Source organism: Rhizorhabdus sp. P4_G5 (genome assembly GCF_056401065.1).
The window spans coordinates 434,553-456,868 of sequence record NZ_JBFUKB010000005.1; the positions used below are offsets into that span (position 1 = coordinate 434,553).

21 protein-coding genes, 1 tRNA gene, 1 other RNA gene and 1 pseudogene are annotated in these 22,316 nt (G+C 64.5%); 14 read left to right on the forward strand and 10 right to left on the reverse strand.

Annotation, left to right across the window (positions count from 1 at the left end; all coding sequences use genetic code 11):
• Window positions 1-73: 73 nt before the first annotated feature.
• The 4 genes and pseudogenes from AC1DQK_RS11895 to purM form a co-directional block, all read right to left on the reverse strand.
• A complete protein-coding gene (locus AC1DQK_RS11895; RefSeq protein WP_477870670.1) occupies window positions 74-364 on the reverse strand; it encodes an MmcQ/YjbR family DNA-binding protein in 291 nt (96 codons plus the stop codon).
• Window positions 361-990: a hypothetical protein gene (locus tag AC1DQK_RS11900; RefSeq protein ID WP_477870672.1), complete on the reverse strand. Its 630-nt coding sequence runs from the start codon at window positions 988-990 to the stop codon at window positions 361-363. Before AC1DQK_RS11900 ends, AC1DQK_RS11895 begins: the two co-directional genes overlap by 4 nt.
• Before the next feature lie 7 nt (window positions 991-997).
• Window positions 998-1,558 (reverse strand): annotated as a pseudogene (gene purN, locus AC1DQK_RS11905) (phosphoribosylglycinamide formyltransferase); the annotation flags it as partial.
• 11 nt (window positions 1,559-1,569) lie between these two features.
• On the reverse strand, window positions 1,570-2,676 hold the full coding sequence (purM, locus tag AC1DQK_RS11910) for a phosphoribosylformylglycinamidine cyclo-ligase (protein WP_477870674.1): 1,107 nt from the start codon (window positions 2,674-2,676) through the stop codon (window positions 1,570-1,572).
• A 96-nt stretch (window positions 2,677-2,772) separates the two neighbouring features.
• On the opposite strand from purM, the gene AC1DQK_RS11915 reads away from it, so the two are divergent.
• From AC1DQK_RS11915 to AC1DQK_RS11925, 3 genes are read left to right on the forward strand one after another with little or no spacing between them, the layout of a single operon-like run.
• Entirely contained in the window at window positions 2,773-3,951 is a 1,179-nt protein-coding gene (locus AC1DQK_RS11915) for a heavy-metal-associated domain-containing protein (RefSeq protein WP_477870676.1), read from the forward strand.
• Window positions 3,948-4,571 carry an HdaA/DnaA family protein gene (locus AC1DQK_RS11920; protein ID WP_477870678.1) on the forward strand — a complete coding sequence of 208 codons (624 nt, stop codon included), beginning with the start codon at window positions 3,948-3,950 and terminating at the stop codon, window positions 4,569-4,571. Before AC1DQK_RS11915 ends, AC1DQK_RS11920 begins: the two co-directional genes overlap by 4 nt.
• 57 nt (window positions 4,572-4,628) lie before the next feature.
• Window positions 4,629-6,755 (forward strand): RNA degradosome polyphosphate kinase, encoded by a 2,127-nt coding sequence (locus AC1DQK_RS11925; protein ID WP_477870680.1) that lies wholly within the window; start codon window positions 4,629-4,631, stop codon window positions 6,753-6,755.
• Here the strand turns inward: AC1DQK_RS11925 and AC1DQK_RS11930 are convergent.
• Window positions 6,752-7,354: a phosphatase PAP2 family protein gene (locus tag AC1DQK_RS11930; protein ID WP_477870682.1), complete on the reverse strand. Its 603-nt coding sequence runs from the start codon at window positions 7,352-7,354 to the stop codon at window positions 6,752-6,754. The two genes, AC1DQK_RS11925 and AC1DQK_RS11930, sit on opposite strands and share 4 nt — an antisense overlap.
• A 92-nt stretch (window positions 7,355-7,446) precedes the next feature.
• Between AC1DQK_RS11930 and AC1DQK_RS11935 the strand changes: the two genes are divergently transcribed.
• Window positions 7,447-8,550: an NADH:flavin oxidoreductase/NADH oxidase gene (locus tag AC1DQK_RS11935; RefSeq protein ID WP_477870684.1), complete on the forward strand. Its 1,104-nt coding sequence runs from the start codon at window positions 7,447-7,449 to the stop codon at window positions 8,548-8,550.
• A 40-nt stretch (window positions 8,551-8,590) separates the two neighbouring features.
• Here AC1DQK_RS11935 and AC1DQK_RS11940 read toward each other — a convergent pair whose 3' ends face one another.
• Entirely contained in the window at window positions 8,591-9,271 is a 681-nt protein-coding gene (locus AC1DQK_RS11940) for a PEPxxWA-CTERM sorting domain-containing protein (RefSeq protein WP_477870685.1), read from the reverse strand.
• 695 nt (window positions 9,272-9,966) lie between these two features.
• Complete coding sequence (locus AC1DQK_RS11945; RefSeq protein ID WP_477870687.1) at window positions 9,967-10,443, reverse strand: thioredoxin family protein; 477 nt, start codon at window positions 10,441-10,443, stop codon at window positions 9,967-9,969.
• A 153-nt stretch (window positions 10,444-10,596) separates the two neighbouring features.
• Between AC1DQK_RS11945 and AC1DQK_RS11950 the strand changes: the two genes are divergently transcribed.
• Window positions 10,597-12,096, forward strand: a complete 1,500-nt coding sequence (locus AC1DQK_RS11950; RefSeq protein ID WP_477870689.1) for a Ppx/GppA phosphatase family protein — start codon at window positions 10,597-10,599, stop codon at window positions 12,094-12,096.
• A gap of 5 nt (window positions 12,097-12,101) precedes the next feature.
• Here AC1DQK_RS11950 and rnd read toward each other — a convergent pair whose 3' ends face one another.
• A complete protein-coding gene (rnd, locus tag AC1DQK_RS11955) occupies window positions 12,102-13,277 on the reverse strand; it encodes a ribonuclease D (protein ID WP_477870691.1) in 1,176 nt (391 codons plus the stop codon).
• A gap of 92 nt (window positions 13,278-13,369) precedes the next feature.
• Between rnd and aspS the strand changes: the two genes are divergently transcribed.
• From aspS to AC1DQK_RS11975, 4 genes are all read left to right on the forward strand, one after another.
• Window positions 13,370-15,148: an aspartate--tRNA ligase gene (gene aspS, locus AC1DQK_RS11960; protein ID WP_477870693.1), complete on the forward strand. Its 1,779-nt coding sequence runs from the start codon at window positions 13,370-13,372 to the stop codon at window positions 15,146-15,148.
• 145 nt (window positions 15,149-15,293) lie between these two features.
• The gene (locus AC1DQK_RS11965) at window positions 15,294-16,079 is read left to right on the forward strand and encodes a polyphosphate kinase 2 family protein (protein WP_477870695.1); all 786 of its coding nucleotides are present in this window, start codon (window positions 15,294-15,296) and stop codon (window positions 16,077-16,079) included.
• Window positions 16,080-16,136: 57 nt separating this feature from the next.
• Window positions 16,137-16,403, forward strand: coding sequence for an HU family DNA-binding protein (locus AC1DQK_RS11970; protein ID WP_477870870.1), 267 nt, complete (start codon window positions 16,137-16,139; stop codon window positions 16,401-16,403).
• Between the two features lie 148 nt (window positions 16,404-16,551).
• Window positions 16,552-16,626, forward strand: a tRNA-Val gene (locus AC1DQK_RS11975).
• A 102-nt stretch (window positions 16,627-16,728) separates the two neighbouring features.
• Here AC1DQK_RS11975 and AC1DQK_RS11980 read toward each other — a convergent pair.
• Window positions 16,729-18,534, reverse strand: coding sequence for a diguanylate cyclase (locus AC1DQK_RS11980; RefSeq protein ID WP_477870697.1), 1,806 nt, complete (start codon window positions 18,532-18,534; stop codon window positions 16,729-16,731).
• A gap of 122 nt (window positions 18,535-18,656) precedes the next feature.
• On the opposite strand from AC1DQK_RS11980, the gene AC1DQK_RS11985 reads away from it, so the two are divergent.
• Window positions 18,657-18,833, forward strand: a complete 177-nt coding sequence (locus AC1DQK_RS11985; RefSeq protein WP_477870699.1) for a hypothetical protein — start codon at window positions 18,657-18,659, stop codon at window positions 18,831-18,833.
• Between the two features lie 51 nt (window positions 18,834-18,884).
• Here the strand turns inward: AC1DQK_RS11985 and AC1DQK_RS11990 are convergent, their stop codons facing one another.
• On the reverse strand, window positions 18,885-19,532 hold the full coding sequence (locus tag AC1DQK_RS11990) for an alpha/beta hydrolase (protein ID WP_477870701.1): 648 nt from the start codon (window positions 19,530-19,532) through the stop codon (window positions 18,885-18,887).
• A 108-nt stretch (window positions 19,533-19,640) separates the two neighbouring features.
• Here AC1DQK_RS11990 and AC1DQK_RS11995 point away from each other — a divergent pair, with 108 nt between their 5' ends.
• The 4 genes from AC1DQK_RS11995 (at window position 19,641) to ffs (ending at window position 22,266) form a co-directional block, all read left to right on the forward strand.
• A complete protein-coding gene (locus AC1DQK_RS11995; protein ID WP_477870703.1) occupies window positions 19,641-20,699 on the forward strand; it encodes a cysteine desulfurase family protein in 1,059 nt (352 codons plus the stop codon).
• Window positions 20,696-21,790, forward strand: coding sequence for a cysteine desulfurase family protein (locus AC1DQK_RS12000; RefSeq protein WP_477870705.1), 1,095 nt, complete (start codon window positions 20,696-20,698; stop codon window positions 21,788-21,790). The genes AC1DQK_RS11995 and AC1DQK_RS12000 overlap by 4 nt, the downstream gene beginning before the upstream one ends.
• Window positions 21,787-22,122: a 2Fe-2S iron-sulfur cluster-binding protein gene (locus AC1DQK_RS12005; RefSeq protein WP_477870707.1), complete on the forward strand. Its 336-nt coding sequence runs from the start codon at window positions 21,787-21,789 to the stop codon at window positions 22,120-22,122. The genes AC1DQK_RS12000 and AC1DQK_RS12005 overlap by 4 nt, the downstream gene beginning before the upstream one ends.
• 46 nt (window positions 22,123-22,168) lie before the next feature.
• An RNA gene (ffs, locus tag AC1DQK_RS12010) (signal recognition particle sRNA small type) lies at window positions 22,169-22,266 on the forward strand.
• Window positions 22,267-22,316: the final 50 nt, after the last annotated feature.

Here is a 22,316-nt window from a genome sequence, read left to right on the forward strand (position 1 = left end):
CTTGAGTTTCGGTGGCGCGGCCAGCCGCCAGCTTTCGCGAAGGCGGTGTTCAACCAGTTCCCAGTCGGTTCGCTCATGATCGAGCCGCACGCCAACCCCAGCCCGACGGGCCGAGATAGGGCGGCTTGAAATAGATGCCGGGATCCATCTCGATCAGCATCTCCTGCTCCTCCACGCCGCTGGTCTTGACGAGGACGGCAGTGCGGTCGTCGCTGTGATGATCATGCCAGAAATAGGCGAACATGCGCTTGTCGGCGACGCGCCAGCAGGGCGAACCGTGCGAAACTTTCTCCTCGACCTGCGGCAGCGCCGCCGCCAGCTTGCCGACGCGGGCGTGAACAGCTGCGGGGTCGGACACGCTCACGAGCGCGTCGCCCTCTTATGGCGTGCGTTCCACAGGGCATCGAGGCGAGCAGGCACGGCTTTGGCGGTGCTGCGTCCGATCAACGACAGGCCGCGCAGCCTGATCGAGGTTCCGCCTAGCAGGCTGTTTTCGGTGATATAGCCGACATCGTACAGCGTCACGTCCTCGGCAAGCGCGCCATTGGCCGTGAAGCGGGTGGTGATTGCCACGGGCACGCGCGCATCGCCGCGGACCTTGTCGTCCTCCCCGGCGGCGCGGCGCGCCTTCTTGAGGCCTTCGGCAAACCAGCGTGCTTCGATGCGCGGATCGGTGCTGTCGATCGGATCGACGCCGAGCGCCTTGGGGAAAGCAATGGTCTGGCCCTGGATCACCTGGTCGCCGGCGGGCGTCAGGGTCAGCCGCTCGCCGTCTTTGTCCCGCTCGGCCTTGAGGATCAACGTGCGGGCCTTGGCGCTCGCCTGCTTTTCCTCGATCGTCCGGGCGACTTCGCTGTGCCGCCGCTCGCTATAGCTGTTCCAGAAAGTGAGACCGGATATCACCAGCGCCGCCACGCCGAGGATCTCGCCGAGCGTCAGCCAGCGCAACCATCGCCGCCGCATCGCGGCATCGGAAATTTGGTCAGCCATGCGCCTGGATATAGGTCGCAAGCGCGTCTGGATAAAGCCGGTGCTCTTCGAACAGGATGCGATCGGCGAGCGTGGCTGGCGTATCGCCCGGCAGGATGGTCACCCTCGCCTGGGCGATCACTTCGCCATCGTCGAGTTCCGGCGTCACCAGATGGACCGAGCAGCCCGCTTCTGCGTCGCCCGCCGCAATCGCGCGGGCGTGGGTGTCCAGCCCCTTGTACTTCGGTAGCAATGACGGGTGGATGTTGACGATCCGCCCGGCCCATCCGGCGATGAAGCCGTGCGACAGAATCCGCATATAGCCGGCCAGTGCGACATAGCGGGCGCCAGCCTGGCGCAGCGCGCCGTCGATGATCGAATCGAACTCTTCGCGGGTCAGGCCCTTGTGACTGTGCGCAAAGGTCGCGATCCCGGCGTCTCGCGCCGTGGCAATCCCCGCGGCGTCAGGCTTGTTCGAGGCCACGAGGACGACCTCATAAGGGCAATCCCCGGCGCGCGACGCCTCGATCAACGCGGCCATATTGCTGCCCCGGCCGGAGATCAGGATGGCGAGGGGCGCTTTGCCGATGCGCTTCACCGTCAACCCAGATGCGTGGCCGACCACGCCGCCTGCGCGCTCCATGTCTCGATCGATCCCGTCACCGTGCAGCCCTTGTCGCCGGCTGCGATACTGCCGACGCGCAGCACCGTCTCGCCGGCCGCTTCGAGTGCGCCGGTGACGCCGGCGACGTCGTCCTGCGCGACGATCAGCGCCATGCCGATGCCGCAGTTGAAGGTGCGTGCCATTTCCTCCGGCTCGATATGGCCCTGCGCCTGGAGGAACGCCATCAGCCGGGGCTGCTCCCAGCCATCGGCATCGACATGGGCGTGGAGCCCGTCGGGCAGGACGCGCGGGATATTCTCGAGCAGGCCGCCACCGGTGATATGGGCCATGGCGCGGACCTTGCCGGAGCGCACGAGCGGCAGCAGCGACTTCACGTAGATACGGGTAGGCGCCATCAACGCCTCGATCAGCAACCTGTCCTGATCGAACAGGGCGGGGCGATCGAGCTTCCAGCCCTTGTCGGCCGCGAGACGGCGAACCAGCGAGAAGCCATTGGAATGAACACCCGAGGATGCGAGGCCGAGAATCGCATCGCCAGCGGAGACGCGATTGCCGGTCAGCGCCTCGTCCCGCTCGACCGCGCCGACGCAGAAGCCGGCAAGATCATAGTCTCCGTCGGCATACATGCCGGGCATTTCGGCGGTCTCGCCACCGATCAGCGCACAGCCGGCCAGCTTGCAGCCCTCGGCGATCCCGGCGATCACCCGCTCAGCGACACCGTTGTCAAGCTTGCCCGTCGCGAAATAATCCAAGAAGAACAAAGGTTCGGCGCCCTGCACGATCAGGTCGTTGGCACACATCGCGACAAGATCGATACCGACTCCGTCGTGCCGCCCGCTATCAATCGCGAGCTTGAGCTTGGTGCCGACGCCGTCATTGGCGGCCACCAGCAAAGGATCTCTGTAACCCGCTGCCTTGAGGTCGAAGAAGCCGCCGAAGCCGCCGAGATCGGCGTCGGCACCGGGACGTCGAGTCGATTTGGCAAGCGGCCCGATAGCCTTGACGAGCGCATTGCCCGCGGCGATCGAGACGCCGGCCTTGGCGTAGGTGTAGCTGGTCGGCTTGTCTGTGCTGTCGGTCATCTCGCCCGCCTAGCCACATCGCACTTGGATTTCCACGACCAAGTCGCCAAAAGGCGCTTTGTGACCATCGCCGAACGTCTTTTCCGTCCTGTCCCGATGTCGATCCTGGGCGCCGCACTGTTCGCCGCGGCGCTGGCGCTCGCCCAGCTCGAGCGGCCGGACCAGCGCGGCGTGCCGCCGATCGGCGGCGCCGGGAGCTACGAGGTCGACGGCGTCAAGGTCGATGTCGCCGCCCGCACCGCCGATCAGGCGCGCGACGGCGGTTGGCGCGAAGCGCAGCGCAAGGGCTGGAAGATGCTGTGGGCGCGGGTAAACGGCAAGCCGGTCGAGAACGCGCCTGGCCTGCCCGATTCGACGCTCGACTCGATCAGCGGCGGGATCGTCGTCGAACATGAACAGATCGGTCCCAATCGGTATATCGCCAGCCTCGGGGTGCTGTTCGATCGGGCCCGCGCCGGCGAATTGCTCGGTGCCAAGGGCGCGGTACGCCGCTCCGCACCGATGCTGGTGATTCCGGTGCAGTGGAGCGGCGGTACGCCGGTCTCCTTTGAATCGCGCACCGAATGGCAAAAGGCGTGGGCGCGGTTCCGCACCAACAACAGCCCCGTCGACTATGTGCGCGTCTCCGGGACCGGCGCCGATCCCGTGCTGCTCAATGCGGCCCAGACCCGGCGACCGGGGCGTAGCTGGTGGCGGATGCTGCTCGATCAATATGGTGCTGCGGATATCGTCGTTCCCGAAGTGACCCTGTTCCGCCAGTGGCCGGGCGGACCGGCGATCGGCAGGTTCGTCGCGCGGCATGGGCCGGACGGCGCGGTGATCGACCAGTTCACGCTCACCGCCGAGGATGGCGACGCACTGCCGGCGATGCTCGACCGTGCGGTCGAGCGGATCGATGCGGCTTATGTCCGTGCCCTCCAGGAAGGGGCGCTGCGGCCGGATCCGTCGCTGGTGATCGAGACACCGGTCGAGGAAGTGCCGATCGACGACGTGCTGTCGCAGATCGCTTCGGCGGTAACTGCCGCGATCATGGTTCAAGCCGACACGCCGGATGCAGCGACGCTGCGGGCCGATGAAACTGCCTTGCGGGCAATGCCCGGCGTGACGCTCGTACAGACATCGAGCCTGGCGCTAGGCGGCACTTCGATCTTTCGCGTGAGCTTCTCGGGGCCGCCGACGGCATTCCGCGAGGCACTGGTGGCGCGCGGCTGGCAGGTCGAGGACGTCGCCGGCGGAGTCCGCATCCGGCGCGGCGGCAGCCAGCCCGCGCGATGACCGACCAGATCGCGCTGCCGTTCCAATGGCCGGCCGACGCGGATGAGCGCGATTTCATCATCAGCGACGCCAACCGCATCGCGGTGAAGCATCTGGAACATTGGGCCTTGTGGCCGGTGATGGCGACGGTGCTGACGGGACCGCGCAAATCGGGCCGTAGCTTGCTCGGGCGGATCTTCGCAGCCAAGAGCGGCGGCCGTTTCGTGGACAATGCCGATGCCCAGGATGAGGAGAGGCTGTTCCACGCATGGAACACGGCACAGGCCGATCGCAAGCCGCTGCTGCTGGCGGCGGACCTTGCGCCCGCCAAATGGAAGATCCGCTTGCCGGACCTGCGCTCTCGGCTGCTCGCGAGCCCGCACGTCGCGATCGAGGAGCCCGACATGCCGTTGATCGGCGGCATCATCGAGAAGCTGCTCCACGCGCGAGGCCTGGCGGCACGGCCCGAGGTGATCCGCTATGTCGTGCCGCGGATCGAGCGCAGCTATATCGGCATCGGCAGGATCGTCGATGCGCTCGACGAAGCGGCGCTTGCCCGGCGCAAGGCGATCACCCTGCCGATAGCCCGCGAGGCCCTTGCGGCGATCGGAGTCACGGAGGATACATATAAGCTGCTATAGTGGACGGTCATGGAATCGATAGAACAACCTGTTCGGAACGAAGATCTTGTCGGCGGCATGGCGCCGGCCGATCCGATCGCGCTGCGCGATCGCTATTTCAACCGCGAGCTCAGCTGGCTGGCCTTCAACCAGCGTGTGCTGGACGAGGCATGCAATCCCGCCCACCCTCTGCTCGAGCGGCTCCGTTTCCTATCGATCTCGGGAAATAATCTCGACGAGTTCTTCATGGTCAGGCTCGCGGGCCTCAAGGGCCAGCTGCTGGAAGGGGTCGATGCATTATCGCCCGACGGCCTGACCGTGGCCCAGCAGATCGAGGGCGCCACCAAGCGCGCCGACCAGTTGATGGCGGATCAGCAGCTCGTCTGGGATCGCCTGCATGGCGAGCTCGCCGCCGCCGGCATCATCGTGCTCGAAGAAAGCGATATCGACGGCGCCGATGCCGCGTGGCTCGAAACCTATTTCCGCAACCACATCTTTGCGGTGCTCACGCCCCAGGCGCTCGACCCGGCCCATCCATTCCCCTTCATTCCGAACAAGGGCTTCAGCCTGTTGTTCGATCTGACCCGGCAATCCGACGGCCAGCAGATCTTCGAACTGCTGATGGTGCCGAATACGCTGTCGCGCTTCATCCGCCTGCCCGGCGAGGGGGCGCGCTACGTGGCGATCGAGACGCTGGTGCGCCGCTTCACCTCGGTTCTGTTTCCCGGCTATGTGGTGCGCGGCCAGGGGGCCCTCCGGATCATCCGTGACAGCGATATCGAGATCGAGGAAGAGGCCGAGGATCTCGTCCTCTACTACCGGACGGCGATCAAGCGGCGGCGGCGCGGGCGCGTGATCCGTCTCGAGCTCGAAGGCGGAATGTCTTCCTCGTTCGAGCCGCTCTGGAAGGACCAGATCGGTGGGGCCGACGCCTTCATCACCGAATCGGGCAACTTCCTGGGGATCGCGGACCTTGAGCAACTGGTCGACGAGGACCGGGCCGATCTCAAATTTCCAGCGTTCGCGCCGCGCTTTCCGGAGCGGATCCGCGAACATGGCGGCGATTGCTTCGCGGCGATCCGCTCCAAGGACATCGTCGTCCATCATCCCTATGAGACGTTCGACGTCGTGCTCGCCTTCCTGCGGCAGGCGGCGGCGGATCCCGACGTCATTGCCATCAAGCAGACGCTCTATCGCGCCGGCAAGCAATCCGCTGTCATCCGCGCGCTCGTCGATGCGGCGGAGGCGGGGAAGTCGGTCACAGCGGTGGTCGAACTCAAGGCGCGCTTCGACGAGGAGCAGAACCTGATGTGGGCCTCGCAGCTCGAGCGGGCGGGGGTCCAGGTCGTCTATGGCTTCATCGACTGGAAGACCCACGCCAAGGTGTCGGTAGTGGTGCGGCGCGAGGCGGAAGGACACCGTACCTATTGCCACTTCGGAACCGGCAATTACCACCCGATCACGGCGCGCATCTATACCGATCTGAGCTTCTTCACCGCCGATCCGCGGCTGGGGCGCGACGCGGCGCAGCTGTTCAACTATATCACCGGCTATGTCGAACCGACCGATCTCGACCTGCTGACCATCTCGCCGCACGGCATGCGCGACCAGCTGTGCGCGCTGATCGACGCGGAGATCGACCATGCCCGCGCCGGCCGCGATGCCGCGATCTGGGCGAAGATGAATTCGCTGGTCGATCCTGCCATCATCGAGAAGCTCTATCGCGCGAGCTCGGCCGGCGTGCAGGTCGACCTGATCATCCGGGGGATATGCTGCCTGCGGCCCGGCGTTTCGGGCCTCTCGGAGAATATCCGCGTCAAGTCGGTGGTCGGCCGCTTTCTGGAACACAGCCGGATCGTCTGCTTCGGCAATGGCGGCGATCTGCCCAACCGCCAGGCGAAGGTTCTGATCAGCTCCGCCGACTGGATGCCCCGCAATTTCGATCGCCGGGTCGAATATCTCCTGCCCATCGAGAACCCGACGGTCCACGCCCAGATCCTCGATCAGGTGATGGTCGCGAACCTGATCGACGACGAGCAGAGCTGGCAGCTGCTTCCCAATGGCGAATATGAGCGAGTGGCCCCGGGGCGGCGGGCGTTCAACCTTCACCGCTATTTCATGACTAATCCCTCACTCTCGGGCCGCGGCGCTGCGCTGCGCCAGAGCGGGCAGGTGCCGAAATTGTCTTTGCGGCGGGGGAGCTAGGCGGCGTTGCCGGATGGATGCAGCCAGCGCTGCGCCGTCCCGACCCACAACATCCCCAAACCCAGGCCTGCGAGCACGTCGCTGGGCCAATGGACGCCCAGCGCGATACGGCTCCATCCAACGACGCAGGCGATGGCCAGCGCCAGGAGCAGCATGGGGCGTCCTCGCACCGGAAAGACCAGCGCCAGCGCGAGCATGGTCAGCATGGTGCCCGCGCTGTGCGAACTGGGGAAGCTGTAGGAGGTCACCGAGGCGAGTTGCCCGGACAGCGGTGGACGTTCGCGTCCAAACAGCAGCTTCACGGCCTCCACCATCAGCCGGCCGCTGGCGATGGTCAGCAATAGCCATAAAGCTTCGCGGCCCCGCTTCCGCCAGGCGAGCAGGCCCGCTGCCGCCAACGCCAGCGGCCCCAGCACCGCGAAGCCGCCAAGGCGGGTGAGGCCCACGATGAGGGGCGCCCAGCCGCTGCGCCTGCCCAGCCTCAGCGCCTCGAACATGGGTAGGTCGACCGAGGCATGCCGCAGCCACAGCAAAGCCCCCGCCAGCATCAGCACCATGCCCAACGGCAGCAGCATCTTCGACCAATAGTTCAACGCCATGGATCGCCGTTGCACATAACCCATGCGTTTGACAAACCGGACGCAGCCAATAGCAGTCTGCGCCTCATCTGGCTTCATGGCGGAGACTTCCCTTGGCTCGACCGGTATTGTTCACCCCCATCGATCATGGCCGGGTCAAGCTCGCCAACCGCATCGTGATCGCGCCGATGTGCCAATATTCGGCGCAGGACGGATGCATGACCGACTGGCATCTGATCCACCTCGGCCATCTTGCCCTTTCTGGCGCGGCGTTGCTGACGATCGAGGCGACCGCCGTGCTTCCCGAAGGCCGGATCAGCTGGGCCGATGTCGGGCTGTGGGACGATGCGACCGAAGCGGCTATCGCGCGGACGCTGGAGTCGGTCCGTCGTTGGTCATCGATGCCTATCGCCATCCAGCTTGCCCATGCCGGTCGCAAGGCATCCACCGAGGTGCCGTGGGCAGGCGGGGCGCAATTGCCGCCCGGCGATCTCCATGGCTGGCAGACCGTGGCGCCTTCGCCTGTCGCCTTCCACGACTATGAAAACTCCCCCGTTGCGCTGGATCGGGAGGGGCTGGCGCGGATCAGGCAGGGCTTCGCTGACGCCGCAGTGCGTGCGGCGCGGCTGGGTATCGATGTGATCCAGCTACATGGCGCGCACGGCTATCTGCTCCACCAGTTCCTGTCGCCGCTATCGAACCGTCGCGACGACGAATATGGCGGATCGCTGGAGAATCGGATGCGCTTCCCGCTGGAAGTGTTCGACGCCGTTCGCGCCGTCTTTCCGGCGGATATGGCGGTGTCGATGCGCGTGTCCGGTACCGACTGGGTGAAGGGCGGGTGGGATATCGACCAGACCATCGCCTTTGCCCAAGCACTGGAGGGGCGGGGCTGCGATGCGATCCATGTGTCGAGCGGCGGCCTGGACCCGAGCCAGCAGATACCGGTGGGGCCGGGTTACCAGGTGCCGTTGGCGCGGGCGGTGAAGCAGGCGGTGGGAATCCCCGTCATCGCGGTCGGCATGATCACCGACTTCCAGCAGGCCGAGGCGATCGTGGGAGCCGGCGACGCCGATATGATCGCGCTGGCGCGGGCAATCCTCTATGATCCCCGCTGGCCCTGGCATGCTGCGGCGGAACTGGGCGGGCAGGTCGCTGCGCCGAACCAGTATCTGCGGTCACAACCGCATCGCTTGAAGGACCTGTTCGGCAGATAGCCGAAAGGCGCCGCCGCAGGGGCAACGCCTTTCGATCGCATCAGGCAGAAGCAAGCTTCGGCAGGCTTCCGGTGCGGCGGCGTGCGCGGACCTGTCCACCCACAAAGCCGAACCCGACGATCATCATCGCCCAGGTCGACGCCTCGGGAACCGCCGCAACGCCGATCGACACCTGGCGGATGCTGTCGAAGTTCTGGGCGACTCCTCCGTCCGCAGCAGTCGCGAGGCCGCTGAACGTGATCGACGAGAACAGGGTGTTGCTGTCGGAGAAGATGGCGAACTTGTTTTCGCCGCCGGTGTTGAACGCGACGTTCTCGAACTTGATCAGCGGATCGTCATTGGCCGGGTCGAGGATGATATCGCCATACCAGGTATTATTGCCGGTACCGAGAGCAGCGATATTGAAGTTGATCGCGTTGAAGCCGAGAGCCGTCGATTGGGGGCTGATCGTCAGGCTGGAGAAGCCAGACTCGTTGGCACCATTTCCAAGGCCGCTGACGAATGCAAAACCATTTCCCTGTCCGGAAGCTTCGAGGGTCGTCGGTGCGGTGTAATTGATGGGAATGTTGCTCGGCTGCGTTGCCAGCGTCAACGTCGTGCCATTGGGCGCGCTATTGTTCTTGACCATTTCGGCGAGCGGAGGCTCCGCGCCGAAATCGAGCGTGACGCCGTTGATCGTCGTGTCGCTCGAAATGATCCCCGCCAAGGATGGCGTTGCCATCAGTCCCAATCCGATGATCGGCAACATGATTGAAAATCGACCCATTTTAACCTCCCATACAACGCGCGACTAAACACGAGGACGACGCAGATCCGAAATGATCTTACTGCTTTCGAACGCTCAATGTTCAAAAGTCGTGCAAGTACATCCTGATCACGACAGCGATATTCAGCACGACGATCAACGACATGCTGCAGGTGGATCTTACATCTATCTGGAGTGAGAAAACACTGATCTACCCTAACGGTTCCTATCATCGACATAACGCCAAAGCAGGAGAAGCATGTTCGTCCGGTCGGTGTGGCTCGTAAAATGCCGTAGTATTCTACGGAAATTAACGCCTATATACGTTATTGGGATTGTGAGATCTCGGCGACCCGCCGCCTCCCCCGAAACGATTTGCCGTGACTTGCTCGGGATGAAGTGCTCAATTCTGTAAACGAGAGCACAGAGAGGTGCCCGCTCTGTTGCAGCCGATCGCAGCTTGTCAGACCGCGCAACTCCACCTTCGACGGCGCGAAGATCCTAATCTACGGTGGGATTGCAGCGACTGCTGCAGTTATCTTGCCGGGAAATCGCTGCGTTCGGCCAGCGCGCCGATTTCATGGATGTTCATGAACTTGGGCCGCAGCGTCCCAGTTGATATCCGTCATCGATCTAGCTCTTGAAAATGGGTCGCGGTCTTATGGAGTCGCTCAAACCCATTCCGCGAGCCAGTTAGCCAGGGCCTGCGCCGTCATCGAACGAGCGTCGGCGAGCGCAAAGATCCGGCCCCTGTTGATAAGCTTGCCGCTCTGCGGGTCGACGATCAGCAGCGCCGGAACGCCTTCCAGCTGGGAAATGCCGTAGCGGGCGGGGATCTGCTGATTCTTGTCCATCCGGCCGATATCGATGCTGACCAGCTCGTAATGTTGCACGATGAAGGCGTGCAGCGCGGGAATGTCCATCACCCCTGCGAGCACCCTGCAATCGAGGCACCAGTTGCCGCCGAGATCGATCAGCACGAGCTTGTGCCCTGTCTTGGCCTTGGCCACGGCCGCCTCGAGCTGCGCCTCCGCGTCGGCGTCCGCGTCATAAGGAAGTGGCAGGGGCCGGATGATCTGGCTGTCTGCGACCTGCGGGGCTTTGGCGGGTCCGCCCGCGACCAACTCCACCGCCGGCGCAAGGATCAAGCCGGGGATGAGCAGGAGGCGAAAGAGGCGAAGGATGCGCATGGCTGGCTTTCTGCTCTGATCGATATCGATGAGGTAGAGCGATGCCGCCAGGACCTCAATAGCGGTGCACCATGTTTGATCCGACCGACAAATCCGCTACACGGGCAACATATGTCAGCGATCTCGATGTTTCGCCGCGCCAGGAATCCGGCGCCCGGCCACACCCGCATGGGGATCATCGATATCGGTTCGAATTCGATCCGCCTGGTAATCTACGATGGGCCGGCGCGCATTCCCGCCGCGCTGTTCAACGAGAAGGTCATGGTGGGACTCGGCAAGGGAGTTTCGCGGGATGGTTCGCTTGACCCCGAGGCTATGGAGCGTGCGCTCAGCAGCCTGGCACGATTCCAGCGCCTGGCCGAGCAGATGGGCGTGCCGCGTCCGCGCACCGTAGCCACGGCGGCGGTGCGCGAGGCCGCCAATGGCAGGATGTTCATCGATCGCGTTCTCGATCTGGGCTTGCCGGTCGAGGTGCTGTCAGGCGACGACGAGGCGCGGATGGCGGGTCTGGGCGTCATCGCGTCCATTCCCCAAGCCAACGGCATCGTCGGGGATCTCGGCGGCGGCAGCCTCGAACTTGCCCGGGTTGTCGGCGGTGAGGTGCGGGAGACCAGTTCCTTCCCGCTTGGCGTGCTGCGGATCGGCGCAGTTCGGGAACGCGGGCCGCGCGCCCTTGCCGCGCTTGTGGCGAAAACCATCGAAAAGAGCGGCTGGACCGGCAAGGGCGCCGGGCTGCCCTTCTACATGGTCGGCGGGTCCTGGCGCTCGCTCGCGCGGCTCGACATGCACCTGGCGGAATATCCACTGCCGATCGTGCATCACTACTGGATGCCGCCCGAAAACGCACAGCATCTGGTTCGCGTCCTTGCCCATCTCGATCGCAAGCGCCTTCGTGACGTGGTGGGCTTGTCCGGCGCCCGCATCCCGACCCTCGCCCATGCCGCTTCGCTGCTCAGCCATGTCGTCCGCCGCCTTGGTTCCAGCGAGCTGATCGTTTCTGCCTACGGCCTGCGCGAGGGGCTGCTGTACGACGAACTCACCGAATATCAGCGCGCCCAGGATCCGCTGATCACCTCGACCCGCGAGGAGGGCGCCCGCCAGGGGCGCTTCCCCGAACATGGCGATCTGCTCGATCGCTGGATCGCGCCCCTGTTCGAGAAGGAGAGCCCCGGCGACGCCCGGATTCGCCACGCCACCTGCCTGCTGGCGGATGTGGGCTGGCGCGCCCACCCCGAGTTCCGCGCCGAGCGTGGCGTCGAGACGGCGCTGCATGGCAATTGGGTAGGGATCGACTCGCGCGGTCGGGGGATGATGGCGCATGCGCTGTGGACCAGCTTCGGCGGGCAGGGCTGCGCGCCGGTGATCAGCAGCATCTGCTCGCTGTCGGAGATCGTCATCGCCGAGCGCTGGGGCTTTGCGCTGCGCCTTGGCCAGCGCTTCTCGGGCGGTGTTGCCGATGCGCTGGTCGGCAGCAGGCTAATGCTGAAAGAAAAGCATCTCGAGCTCCATGTCGAGCGCGAGAACATGATCCTCTACGGCGAGCCGGTCGAACGTCGTCACAAGACGCTCGCCGCCTCGTTCGGCCTGGCCCCCAAGCTGGTGGTCGATTAGCGGCTTCAGCCTTCCCCGTTGTCGAGCGCGGACATCACCATCTTGCCGTTGCGCACGCTGAACGCGAGCCGGCCTTCGACCAGCGCCAGCGCATCCTTGCCGAAGATATCGTTGCGCCAGCCCTTCAGCATGGGCAGGTCGCGAACGCCGGCGGCGAGCAGTTCGAGATCGTCGGCGCGCGCGATCAGGCGCGGAGCGACATCGGCGTCGCGCGAACGGACCTTGAGCAGCAGCTTGAGCAGGTCGGCGATCAGCGCGCCCTCCTTGCCGAGGCCGGGCTTGCGGTCCTCGCGCGGCGGCATCTCGCCCTCGCTCATCGGCTGAGCGTCGGCAATCGCGTGCATCAACCGCGCGCCGATATCATTCTGTGCCCAGTTCGGCGAGAGCCCGCGGACCTTCGCGAGATCGGCCTGCTCGCGCGGCGGGTGCGATGCGATGTCCGCGATCGTCTCGTCCTTGGCGATGCGTCCGCGCGGCAGATTCTTCGAGCGAGCCTCGCGCTCGCGCCAGGCGGCAATCGCCTTTAGCCGGCCGAGCACCTCGGGCTTGCGGCTGGGAAGGCGGATGCGGGTCCATGCCAGTTCAGGAAGGTTCGCATAGCTGGCGGGATCGCCCAGCCTTTCCATCTCATTGTCGAGCCAGCCGCCGCGGCCGGTCTTGCGCAGCTTTTCGAGCATGCGCGGGAAGAGTTCGGCCAGGTGGGTGACGTCGCCGATCGCATAATCGATCTGGCGCTTGTCGAGCGGCCGGCGGCCCCAGTCGGTGAAACGCGCACCCTTGTCCAGCTTGATGCCGAGCATCGTCTCGACCAGGTTCGAGTAGCCGATCTGCTCGCCCAACCCCATCGCCATCGCCGCGACCTGGGTATCGAACAGGGGATAAGGAGTCTTGCCGGTGAGATTGTGGACGATCTCGAGATCCTGGCCGCCGGCATGGAAGACTTTCAGCACCTCGTCATTCTCGACCATCAGGTCGAGCAACGGCTTGAGGTCGATGTCCTTGGCCTTGGGATCGATCGCGGCGGCCTCCTCGGTATTCGCGATCTGGATCAGGCACAGATCCGGCCAGTAGGTGCTTTCGCGCATGAACTCGGTGTCGACGGTGACGAAGGCCGAGCCGGACAGGCGGGTACAGAGATTGGCGAGTGTCGCGCTGTCTGTAATCAGGGGGTGAATATGCATCGGACGTGCATAGCTGGGTTACAACGCTTGACAAGCACTGCGCGCCCGCGCGAAGCGCACCGCTCGCAAATTCACCTGAAAGTCGATTATCCATGCATGCCTATCGCACCCATCATTGCGGCCAGCTCCGCGCGCAGGACGTCGGATCGCAGGTCCGCCTGTCGGGCTGGGTGCATCGCAAGCGTGACCATGGCAACCTGCTGTTCGTCGACCTACGCGATCACCACGGACTGACCCAGATCGTCACCGACATCGAGTCCGACGCCTTCAAACAGCTCGAGCGGCTGCGGGTTGAGTCGGTGGTGACGATCACCGGCGACGTGGTGGCGCGTTCGGCCGATGCGGCTAACCCCAATCTGTCGACCGGCGATATCGAGGTGCGCGCACGCGACGTGTCGGTCCAGTCCGCCGCACAGGAACTGCCGATGCCGGTGGCGGGCGAGGCCGATTATCCCGAAGATATCCGGCTGCGCTATCGCTTCCTGGATCTCCGCCGCGACCGCATTCACGCCAATATCGTGCTGCGCTCGAACGTCATTGCGTCGATCCGCCAGCGGATGATCGGGCAGGGCTTCACCGAATATCAGACGCCGATCCTGACCGCGTCGAGCCCCGAAGGCGCGCGCGACTATCTGGTGCCGAGCCGTGTGCACCCGGGTAAATTCTACGCGCTTCCGCAGGCGCCGCAGATGTTCAAGCAGCTGCTGATGGTCGCTGGCTTCGACCGCTATTTTCAGATCGCACCCTGCTTTCGCGATGAGGACGCCCGCGCCGACCGTTCACCCGGCGAATTCTACCAGCTCGACTTCGAGATGAGCTTCGTCACCCAGGAAGACGTGTTCGCGGCGATCGAGCCGGTGCTGCACGGCGTGTTCGAGGAATTTTCCCGTGGCCGCGCGGTTACCCCCGCGCCGTTCCCGCGGATTGCCTATCGCGATGCGATGCTGCGGTATGGCTCCGACAAGCCGGACCTGCGCAATCCGCTGGAAATCACCGACGTCACCGAGCATTTCGTGGGCTCCGGCTTCGGGCTGTTCGCCCGCATCGTCGAGGGCGGCGGCGTGGTCCGCGCGATCCCCGCGCCGGGGGCCGGCGCGAAGAGCCGCAAATTCTTCGACGACATGAATGATTGGGCGCGGTCGCAGGGCCATGCCGGCCTGGGCTACATCAACATCAAGTCCGGCGAGCCGGGCGGCCCGATCGCCAAGAACCATGGCGAGGAGGCGACCGCCAAGTTGATCGCGGCGCTCGGCCTGGGGCCGGACGACGGCGTGTTCTTCGCTGCCGGCAAGGAGTTGGCGACCGCCAAGCTCGCCGGCGCGGCGCGCACCCGGGTGGGCGAGGAGCTCGGCCTGATCGAGCAGGGCGTGTTCAAATTCTGCTGGGTCGTCGATTTCCCGATGTACGAATATGATGAAGAGGCCAAGAAGGTCGACTTCAGCCACAATCCCTTCTCCATGCCGCAGGGGGAGATGGAAGCGCTGGAGACGATGGATCCGCTCGACATCCTCGCTTATCAATATGACATCGTCTGCAACGGCGTCGAACTGTCTTCGGGCGCGATCCGGAACCACAAGCTCGACGTGATGTACAAGGCGTTCGAGATCGCCGGCTACACCCAGCAGCAGGTCGACGAGAATTTCTCGGGCATGATCAATGCGTTCAAATATGGTGCCCCGCCGCACGGCGGTTCGGCGCCGGGCATCGATCGCATCGTGATGCTGCTCGCCGATGAACCGAATATTCGCGAAGTCGTGCTATTTCCGATGAACCAGAAGGCCGAGGACCTGATGATGGGGGCGCCGTCGCCGGTCAGCCTGAAGCAACTCCGCGAACTGAACATCCGGATCGTGGAGCAGCAGAAGGGCTGACAGATCTCCACATTCCGGCAGGAGGAGCCCCCTGCGAAATGTCCCATAGTAGGACGCCCGCGAAACTATTAAGCATCTCCCGCGCTTAATGTGCCGTTGCCGTGCGATTATGCAGCAATGGTTCGAGGCAGGGAGTATCACCGCGTTGGCCATCGATCTGGCGGACTATGAGCGGGGCGAGGCGTTCGCAGGCGACTACGACACTGCGCTGGCCCAGGTGCAGAAGCGGTTGTCGCGCCTTCAGGTGGCGCACATGGTCTGCAACATCCGCAGCATGATCGTGTTCGAAGGATGGGACGCGGCCGGCAAGGGCGGCGCGATCCAGCGCCTGACGATGGGCTGGGATCCGCGCCACTTCCATGTCTGGCCGATCAGCGCGCCGACCGAGGAGGAGCGCAGCCGCCATTTCCTGTGGCGGTTCTGGCAGAAGATACCAGGCAAGGGCCACATCGCGATCTTCGACCGCAGCTGGTATGGCCGTGTGCTGGTCGAGCGGGTCGAGCATTATGCGGCCGAGCGCCAATGGCGGCGCGCCTATGACGAGATCAATGAATTCGAGGCGCAGCAGCAGACCGACGGCGTCACCATCATCAAGCTGTTCCTCCACGTCACCCAGGAAGAGCAGGACAAGCGGCTCGCCGACAGGCTCGAACATCCGTGGAAGCGCTGGAAGGTCACGCCCGACGATTTCCGTAACCGCGCGCGCAGAGCCGACTATCTCGACGCCATCCACGACATGTTCCGAGAAACAGACACGCGCTGGGCCCCCTGGGCTATCATCGATGCCAACAACAAGAAGGCGGCGCGGATCGCTGCGCTGAGCCACATCGCCGACATGCTGGAGCAGGTCGTGCCGGTTGACCCTCCCGAACTCGATCCACACTTCGAGCGCTATGCCAAAGCGCAGCTCGATCGCCCCAAAAAAGCATGAATTTGGCGCAAAAAGCGCTCGTCTCGGCTCTTGCGGATATTGCATCATTGTTGCAGCATCGTCGCCGCGGCCGCAACGCCGGCCGAAACGACCGGCATGACCAAGAATGACGCGGCGAAGGCGGTGGAGGCGGTGTTCGATTCCATTACGTCTCAGCTCAAAAGTGGTGATGAAGTGCGTCTGGTCGGCTTCGGCACCTTCTCGGTGAGCAAACGCAAGGCGTCGACGGGCCGTAATCCGCGCACCGGCGAACCGATGAAGATCGACGCGTCGAGCCAGCCTAAGTTCAAGCCCGGCAAGGGCCTGAAGGACGCCGTCAACTGATCGATCAGAAGACGCCCCGCTGCACGGCGAGGCGATTGGGAGGCCGCTGCACCGCGAGGCGCGCGGCCTTCTTTTTGGCTGGACAGCAGGAAAATCCCGCCCTATCCGCTCAGCCCGCACGCGAGTTCGCTCCCGTCGCCGTCAGAGTGGGCGCATAGCTCAGTGGTAGAGCACTGTGTTCACACCGCAGGGGTCGCAGGTTCAAACCCTGCTGCGCCCACCACTCTGAAATCCTTGCGATTGACGGCCGAAGCAGCCGTCATCCTGCGCTTCGGCCGATCGAGGGCCCTCATGCGTAACGGGGCGGCATCTCTCGCCGACAGCCTTACGCGGTCTGTCCGATGACTGTGCTTTCGGCCTGCAGTCGAGAGGCGGTCATGACCTGGTCACGGCCTTGAGCCTTCGCAACCAGGAGGGCGGCATCGGCGGAGGCAATGAGATTCGCGAAGGATATGCTGCCTGTTCCGGTTGCAGCAATGCCGATCGACACCGTTACATGGCCGAGCAGACTTCCTCGGAATGCCAGCGCCGTTGCGCGTATCTGCTTCCGCAGCGTTTCTGCCCAGGCGGCACTTGCCTCCTCGTCCGCGTCCGGAAGCAAGATGGTGAACTCCTCGCCGCCGAATCTAAAAGCTTCTCCCGCATTGCCGACGGCTGCCATCATCATGCCTGCCACATGCTGCATGACCATATCGCCAGCGTCATGGCCGAACTCATCATTGAATCGTTTGAAATGATCGATGTCGATCATCAGGCAGCTGCACGGACCTGCATCTGCCGCACGCGCGCGCCGGTTAAGTGTTTCATCGAGGCAGCGGCGATTGAGCAGCCCTGTCAGCGGATCGCGGGCGGCCAGGTTGGTGAGGCGTTCGCGAAGTCGCAGATTAGCCAGGGCCAAACCGATATTCTCGGCCATCAGCTCGAGATAGAGGCGCGCGCTGTCGACGGTTGCGTCAGTGTCGGCAGGTGCTTCGAAATAGAGAAGACCGATGGCATCGCCTTGAGCAGCCAGCGGTACGCATAGCGACGATCGTTCGAAAGGCCCGACGTGGGGGCACGCAATATCGTCGCGTCCACTGACATGCGGGCGGCCCCGGCGGAGCCCCCAACAGGCACTGGTCGAAAGCGAGGCGGTTTGGTTGACTGGATCGAGCCAGCTCCCGGCGAGCACCAGCGTCTGTCGGTTCTGGTCCAGAACATAAAGATGACCAGCCAAGGCCGGGAAGGTTTGCGGTGCAAAGCGGGAGACCACTTCGGCCAGTTCGTCCTGGCTGTTCGTCGCCTGCAGCCGGTGCATCATCTGCAGGATCGCGTCTTTGACCCTCTGCTCGGCTGCCCGTTCCGCTTCGAGCCGCTCGCGCTCCAGCCCATTGTCACGGAAAATCTCTATCGCCTGTGACATTTCGCTGATCTCGTCCCGGCGACGATCCGGAGGAACTTCGACGCTATAATCCTGCTTGGCGAGGCGCATGACGATGCTGGTAAGGTGCGATAGCGGCACGGACACCCTGCGGCGCAACACGAAATAGAGAACAGCCAGGAAAAGCGCCGCCGTCAGCCCCAACATCGTCCTGGCGACATCAGCATAACGATCACTTTTGATCTTCGCCGCCTGAACCTCGGCGCCTGTCCGAACATTCACCAGCGATCGGAAGCGAACGATCGGTTCCAGCACCTGGTTCTGAGCACGTTCATGATCTGGGCCGAACAGCATCTGTCGCGCTGGGGAACTCTCGCCTCGTTCAGCTCGCGACAGCGCTGCGCGCTCGATCGAATCTAGCTCGCCGATATTTTGTTCTGCCTGGTCGAGCGCAAGTAGCTCCGGCGGGGTGAGTTCGCGCTGCCGTAGCCTGGCCAAGGTCTGTTCGCGGGCTTTGATCTGCTGCTCTTCGTGTCGGAAGGCGCGAAGATGGCGTACATTGCCGCGCATAGCGTAGAGCCGGGCTTCATCAGACCGCTTTTCCGCCGCGATTGCGAGGTCGTCGCCTAGGTCGTCAAGCTCAGCCCGCTGCTGTACAGCGAGGCGTTCTTCCAGGATAGCGTTCGCCGAGCTGATGAAGGCAATTGCCGACACGCTGGTCAACAGCAATGTCGCGCCATAGGCAAAATTGGTGATCGTACTGATGCGCATGTCGTCGGTTTATCCCAATGCGGGGCAATGCTCCGCTAAGGATAATCCCATGAATGATGCTAGCGGAGTTGCAAAAGCCGGATGAGCGTAGGACAGCCAGAGATCGTTAAGGAGTCATCGCAATGACCGGACCAGCAGGACTGATTCTGTCGCTTCTGATGCTGGCAGGCATATCGCTCGCTGCTGGTGGGATCTGGCTGCTCGCCAAGCGCGGCGACCGGCGGCGGGCGCTGCTGATGCTCGCAGCCGCGACGGTGATGTTTGGCAATGTCGCGATCTGGACGCTGCCGCTCGGGTAGGCCGAGTCCTCCTCATCGCGCGATGAGGAGGACTATGGAATGAAGCGGGTCTCAGCGGTCGCCTGACAGCCGCATGTCGAGATAATCGTCAACCGACTTCATCAGCTGGGGCATCTCGTCGGCGAAGAAATGGTTCGCGCCGGGGATCGTGTCATGATGGATCGTGATGTGGCGCTGCGTCCGAAGTTTGTCGACCAGCTTCTGCACCGCACCCGGGGTAACGACTTCGTCGGCATCGCCCTGGATGATGATGCCCGATGAGGGGCATGGCGCAAGGAACGTAAAGTCGTACATATTCGCCGGCGGCGCGATCGAGATGAACCCCTTGATCTCCGGCCGTCGCATCAGCAGCTGCATGCCAATCCAGGCGCCGAAGCTGAAGCCGGCGATCCAGGTGGTCTGCGCCTCGGGGTGGATCGATTGCACCCAATCGAGCGCCGACGCCGCATCGGAAAGCTCGCCTATGCCATTGTCGAACACGCCTTGGCTCTTGCCGACACCGCGGAAATTGAACCGCAGGGTTGCGAAACCCCGGCGGACGAACGTCTGGTATAGCGCCTGGACGATCCGGTTGTTCATCGTGCCGCCGCCCTGCGGATGCGGATGAAGGATCATCGCCACAGGCGCGCGCGGGCGCGGTCCGGGATTGAAACGGCCTTCGAGGCGGCCTTCGGGACCGGGGAAAATAACTTCGGGCATCGATATCCTTCAGGACAGGCTTGGGCGGACCGCGCGGATGGTGCGCGTTCGATCGAACGCCTATATAAGGAGGGGCGCACCGCGCGCAATCAAATGGAGCACAGTGCCTTGGCAACGCCCCGCCTCTACCTCGATCATGCTGCGACCACGCCGCTCCTGCCGGCCGCGCGGTTGGCGATGGCGGATGGGCTGGAGCGCTGGGCGAACCCTTCGTCGCCGCATGCCGAGGGCCGGGCGGCGCGGGCGGCGCTGGAGGATGCCCGCGCGCGGATCGGTCGTGCGCTCGATTTCGAGGGTGCCATAATCTTCACCAGCGGCGCGACCGAGGCGATCGAGATCGTCCTGCGCCGAGCCAAGGCCGGTGCGCGAATAATCTCCGCGGTTGAGCATGATGCCGTGCGGAGGGGCGCCGGCGAGACCCCGCGGATGCCGGCCTCCGGGACCGGGATCATCGATCCCACCACGCCGCTTCCCGACAGGCCGCTGGTCGCAGTCCAGGCGGTCAACAATGAGACCGGGGTCATCCAGCCGCTTCGCGAGCATGTCGCGGCGGCTCGGGCGGCCGGCGGTTTGTTGCTGGCGGATTGTGCGCAGAGCGCTGGCAAGATGCCGTTGCCCGACGCCGATTTCATCGCGGTGTCGGCGCACAAGCTCGGTGGTCCGCCAGGCATCGGTGCGCTGCTGGTGCGTGACCTTGCGATGCTGGCAGCCTGCGGCGGCCAGGAGCAGGGCTATCGCGGCGGGACGGAAAATCTCCCGGCCATATTGGGTTTCGCGGCCGCGCTGGAGGCGCGTACCGACTGGCTCGATCGTGCGCGCATCCTGCGCGCCCGGCTCGATGCGGCGATCCGCGAGGCGGGTGGCATCGTCGTAGCCGACGGCGCCGAGCGGCTGCCGACTATCGCCAGCTACCGCATGCCGGGTGTCGCCGCGACGGCCCAGCTGATTCGCTTCGATCTTGCCGGCATCGCGGTATCGGCAGGCAGCGCCTGTTCGTCCGGAAGCCTCAAGCCGAGCCACGTCCTAGCCGCCATGGGCTGGGACGAAGCGGCGGCACGCGAAGTGGTGCGGATCAGCTTCGGATCGGATACCATCGAGTCCGATATCGACCGGGTGATCGCCGAATGGAAGGCGATCGAAACTTCGGCACATAGGAGAGCGGCATGATCTATCTCGATTATCAAGCGACGACTCCGCTGGCACCGGAGGTGCGACAGTCGATGCTGCCGTTTCTCGATGACAAGTTCGGCAACCCGCATTCCCCGCACCGCATGGGGCGCGAGGCTGCGGCATCCGTTGAGGTGGCGCGCGAGCAGATCGAGGCGCTTTGCCCGGCTGGCGGGACCATCGGCTTCACCGGCAGCGCGACCGAGGCCCTCAACTGGGCGATCAAGGGCAGCAGCGGGCCGATCGTGACGATCGCCACCGAACATGCCGCGGTGCTGGACAGCGTCCGCGCCGAGGCGCGGCGGGGGCGCGAGATTCGCATCCTGCCGGTCGGGCCGAACGGTGTCGTCGACCTGGACGATGTGCGCGCGGCGATACATCCGGGTACTGGTCTGGTCGCGGCGATGCTCGTCAACAACGAGATCGGCGTGATCCAGCCTGTTGCGGAAATCGCCGATCTGGCGCGGGAAGCGGGGGCGCTGTTCCTGTGCGACGCCGTGCAGGGCTATGGCCGCGTCGACATCCCCGACAATTGCGACATGGTCGCCATCGCCGCTCACAAGATCCACGGACCCAAGGGGATCGGCGCGTTGTGGGTCCGCGACGGCGTTCGCATCGAGCCGCTGCTGCATGGCGGCGGCCAGGAGGCGGTCGGCCGTTCGGGGACGCTGGCGCCGATGCTCTGCGCGGGGTTCGGCGCAGCCGCGGCGCTGATGCAGGATCGCCAGGAGGAGGATGCCGCGCACCTCGACCGGCTGTGGCGGATCGCGACCAGCCGGCTCGGACCCGAGTGGACGATAAACGGCTCGTTCGCGCATCGATATCACGGGAATCTCAACCTGCGCAGCGACGGCGTCGATGCGGCGCGGCTGATCTCCAACGTCCGCGAGCTCGCTTTTTCGGCGGGCTCTGCCTGCGCAAGCGGGTCCGGCCGTCCCAGCCATGTCCTCAAGGCAATCGGCCTTTCCGATGCGGAGGCGCGATCGAGCATCCGGCTCGGCTTCGGCCGTTATACGACCGAGCAGGAGATCGAGCGGGCGACCACATTATTGGTCGACGCCACCGAAAGGCAGCTTATGTGGGCGGTATGACCAGGGTCACGTTCATATCCGCCGATGGCGAGGGCCGCAGCGAAGTCGACGGCGCGCCCGGCACGCGGCTGCTCGAGGTCGCGCAGGCGGACGGCCAGCCGCTCGAAGGCACATGTGAAGGCCAGATGGCCTGCTCGACCTGCCATGTCATCATCGATGCGGCTGATTTCGCCAAGCTGCCGCGCGCGTCGGACATGGAGGAGGATCTGCTCGATCTGGCCAGCCACGTCACCCGAACGTCGCGGCTCGCCTGCCAGATCCACCTGGAAGAGGGGCTCGACCGGCTGACGGTCCGCATGCCTGGCGCGGCGCGGAACATGCAGGGGCGCTGAGGCAGGCGAGCGGCTTGCATCGGCGGCGCGCTTCCCCCATATGCGCCGCGGGAGTCGGGCGGACGATGCCGTCGCCAACCCGGTCAGGTCCGGAAGGAAGCAGCCGCAACGATTTCGTATCGGGTCGTTCCGGCTCCCACCCAGAACCAATGTAAAATTGAAACGACAACCTCAGGGTGACTGGGTAAGCTCTC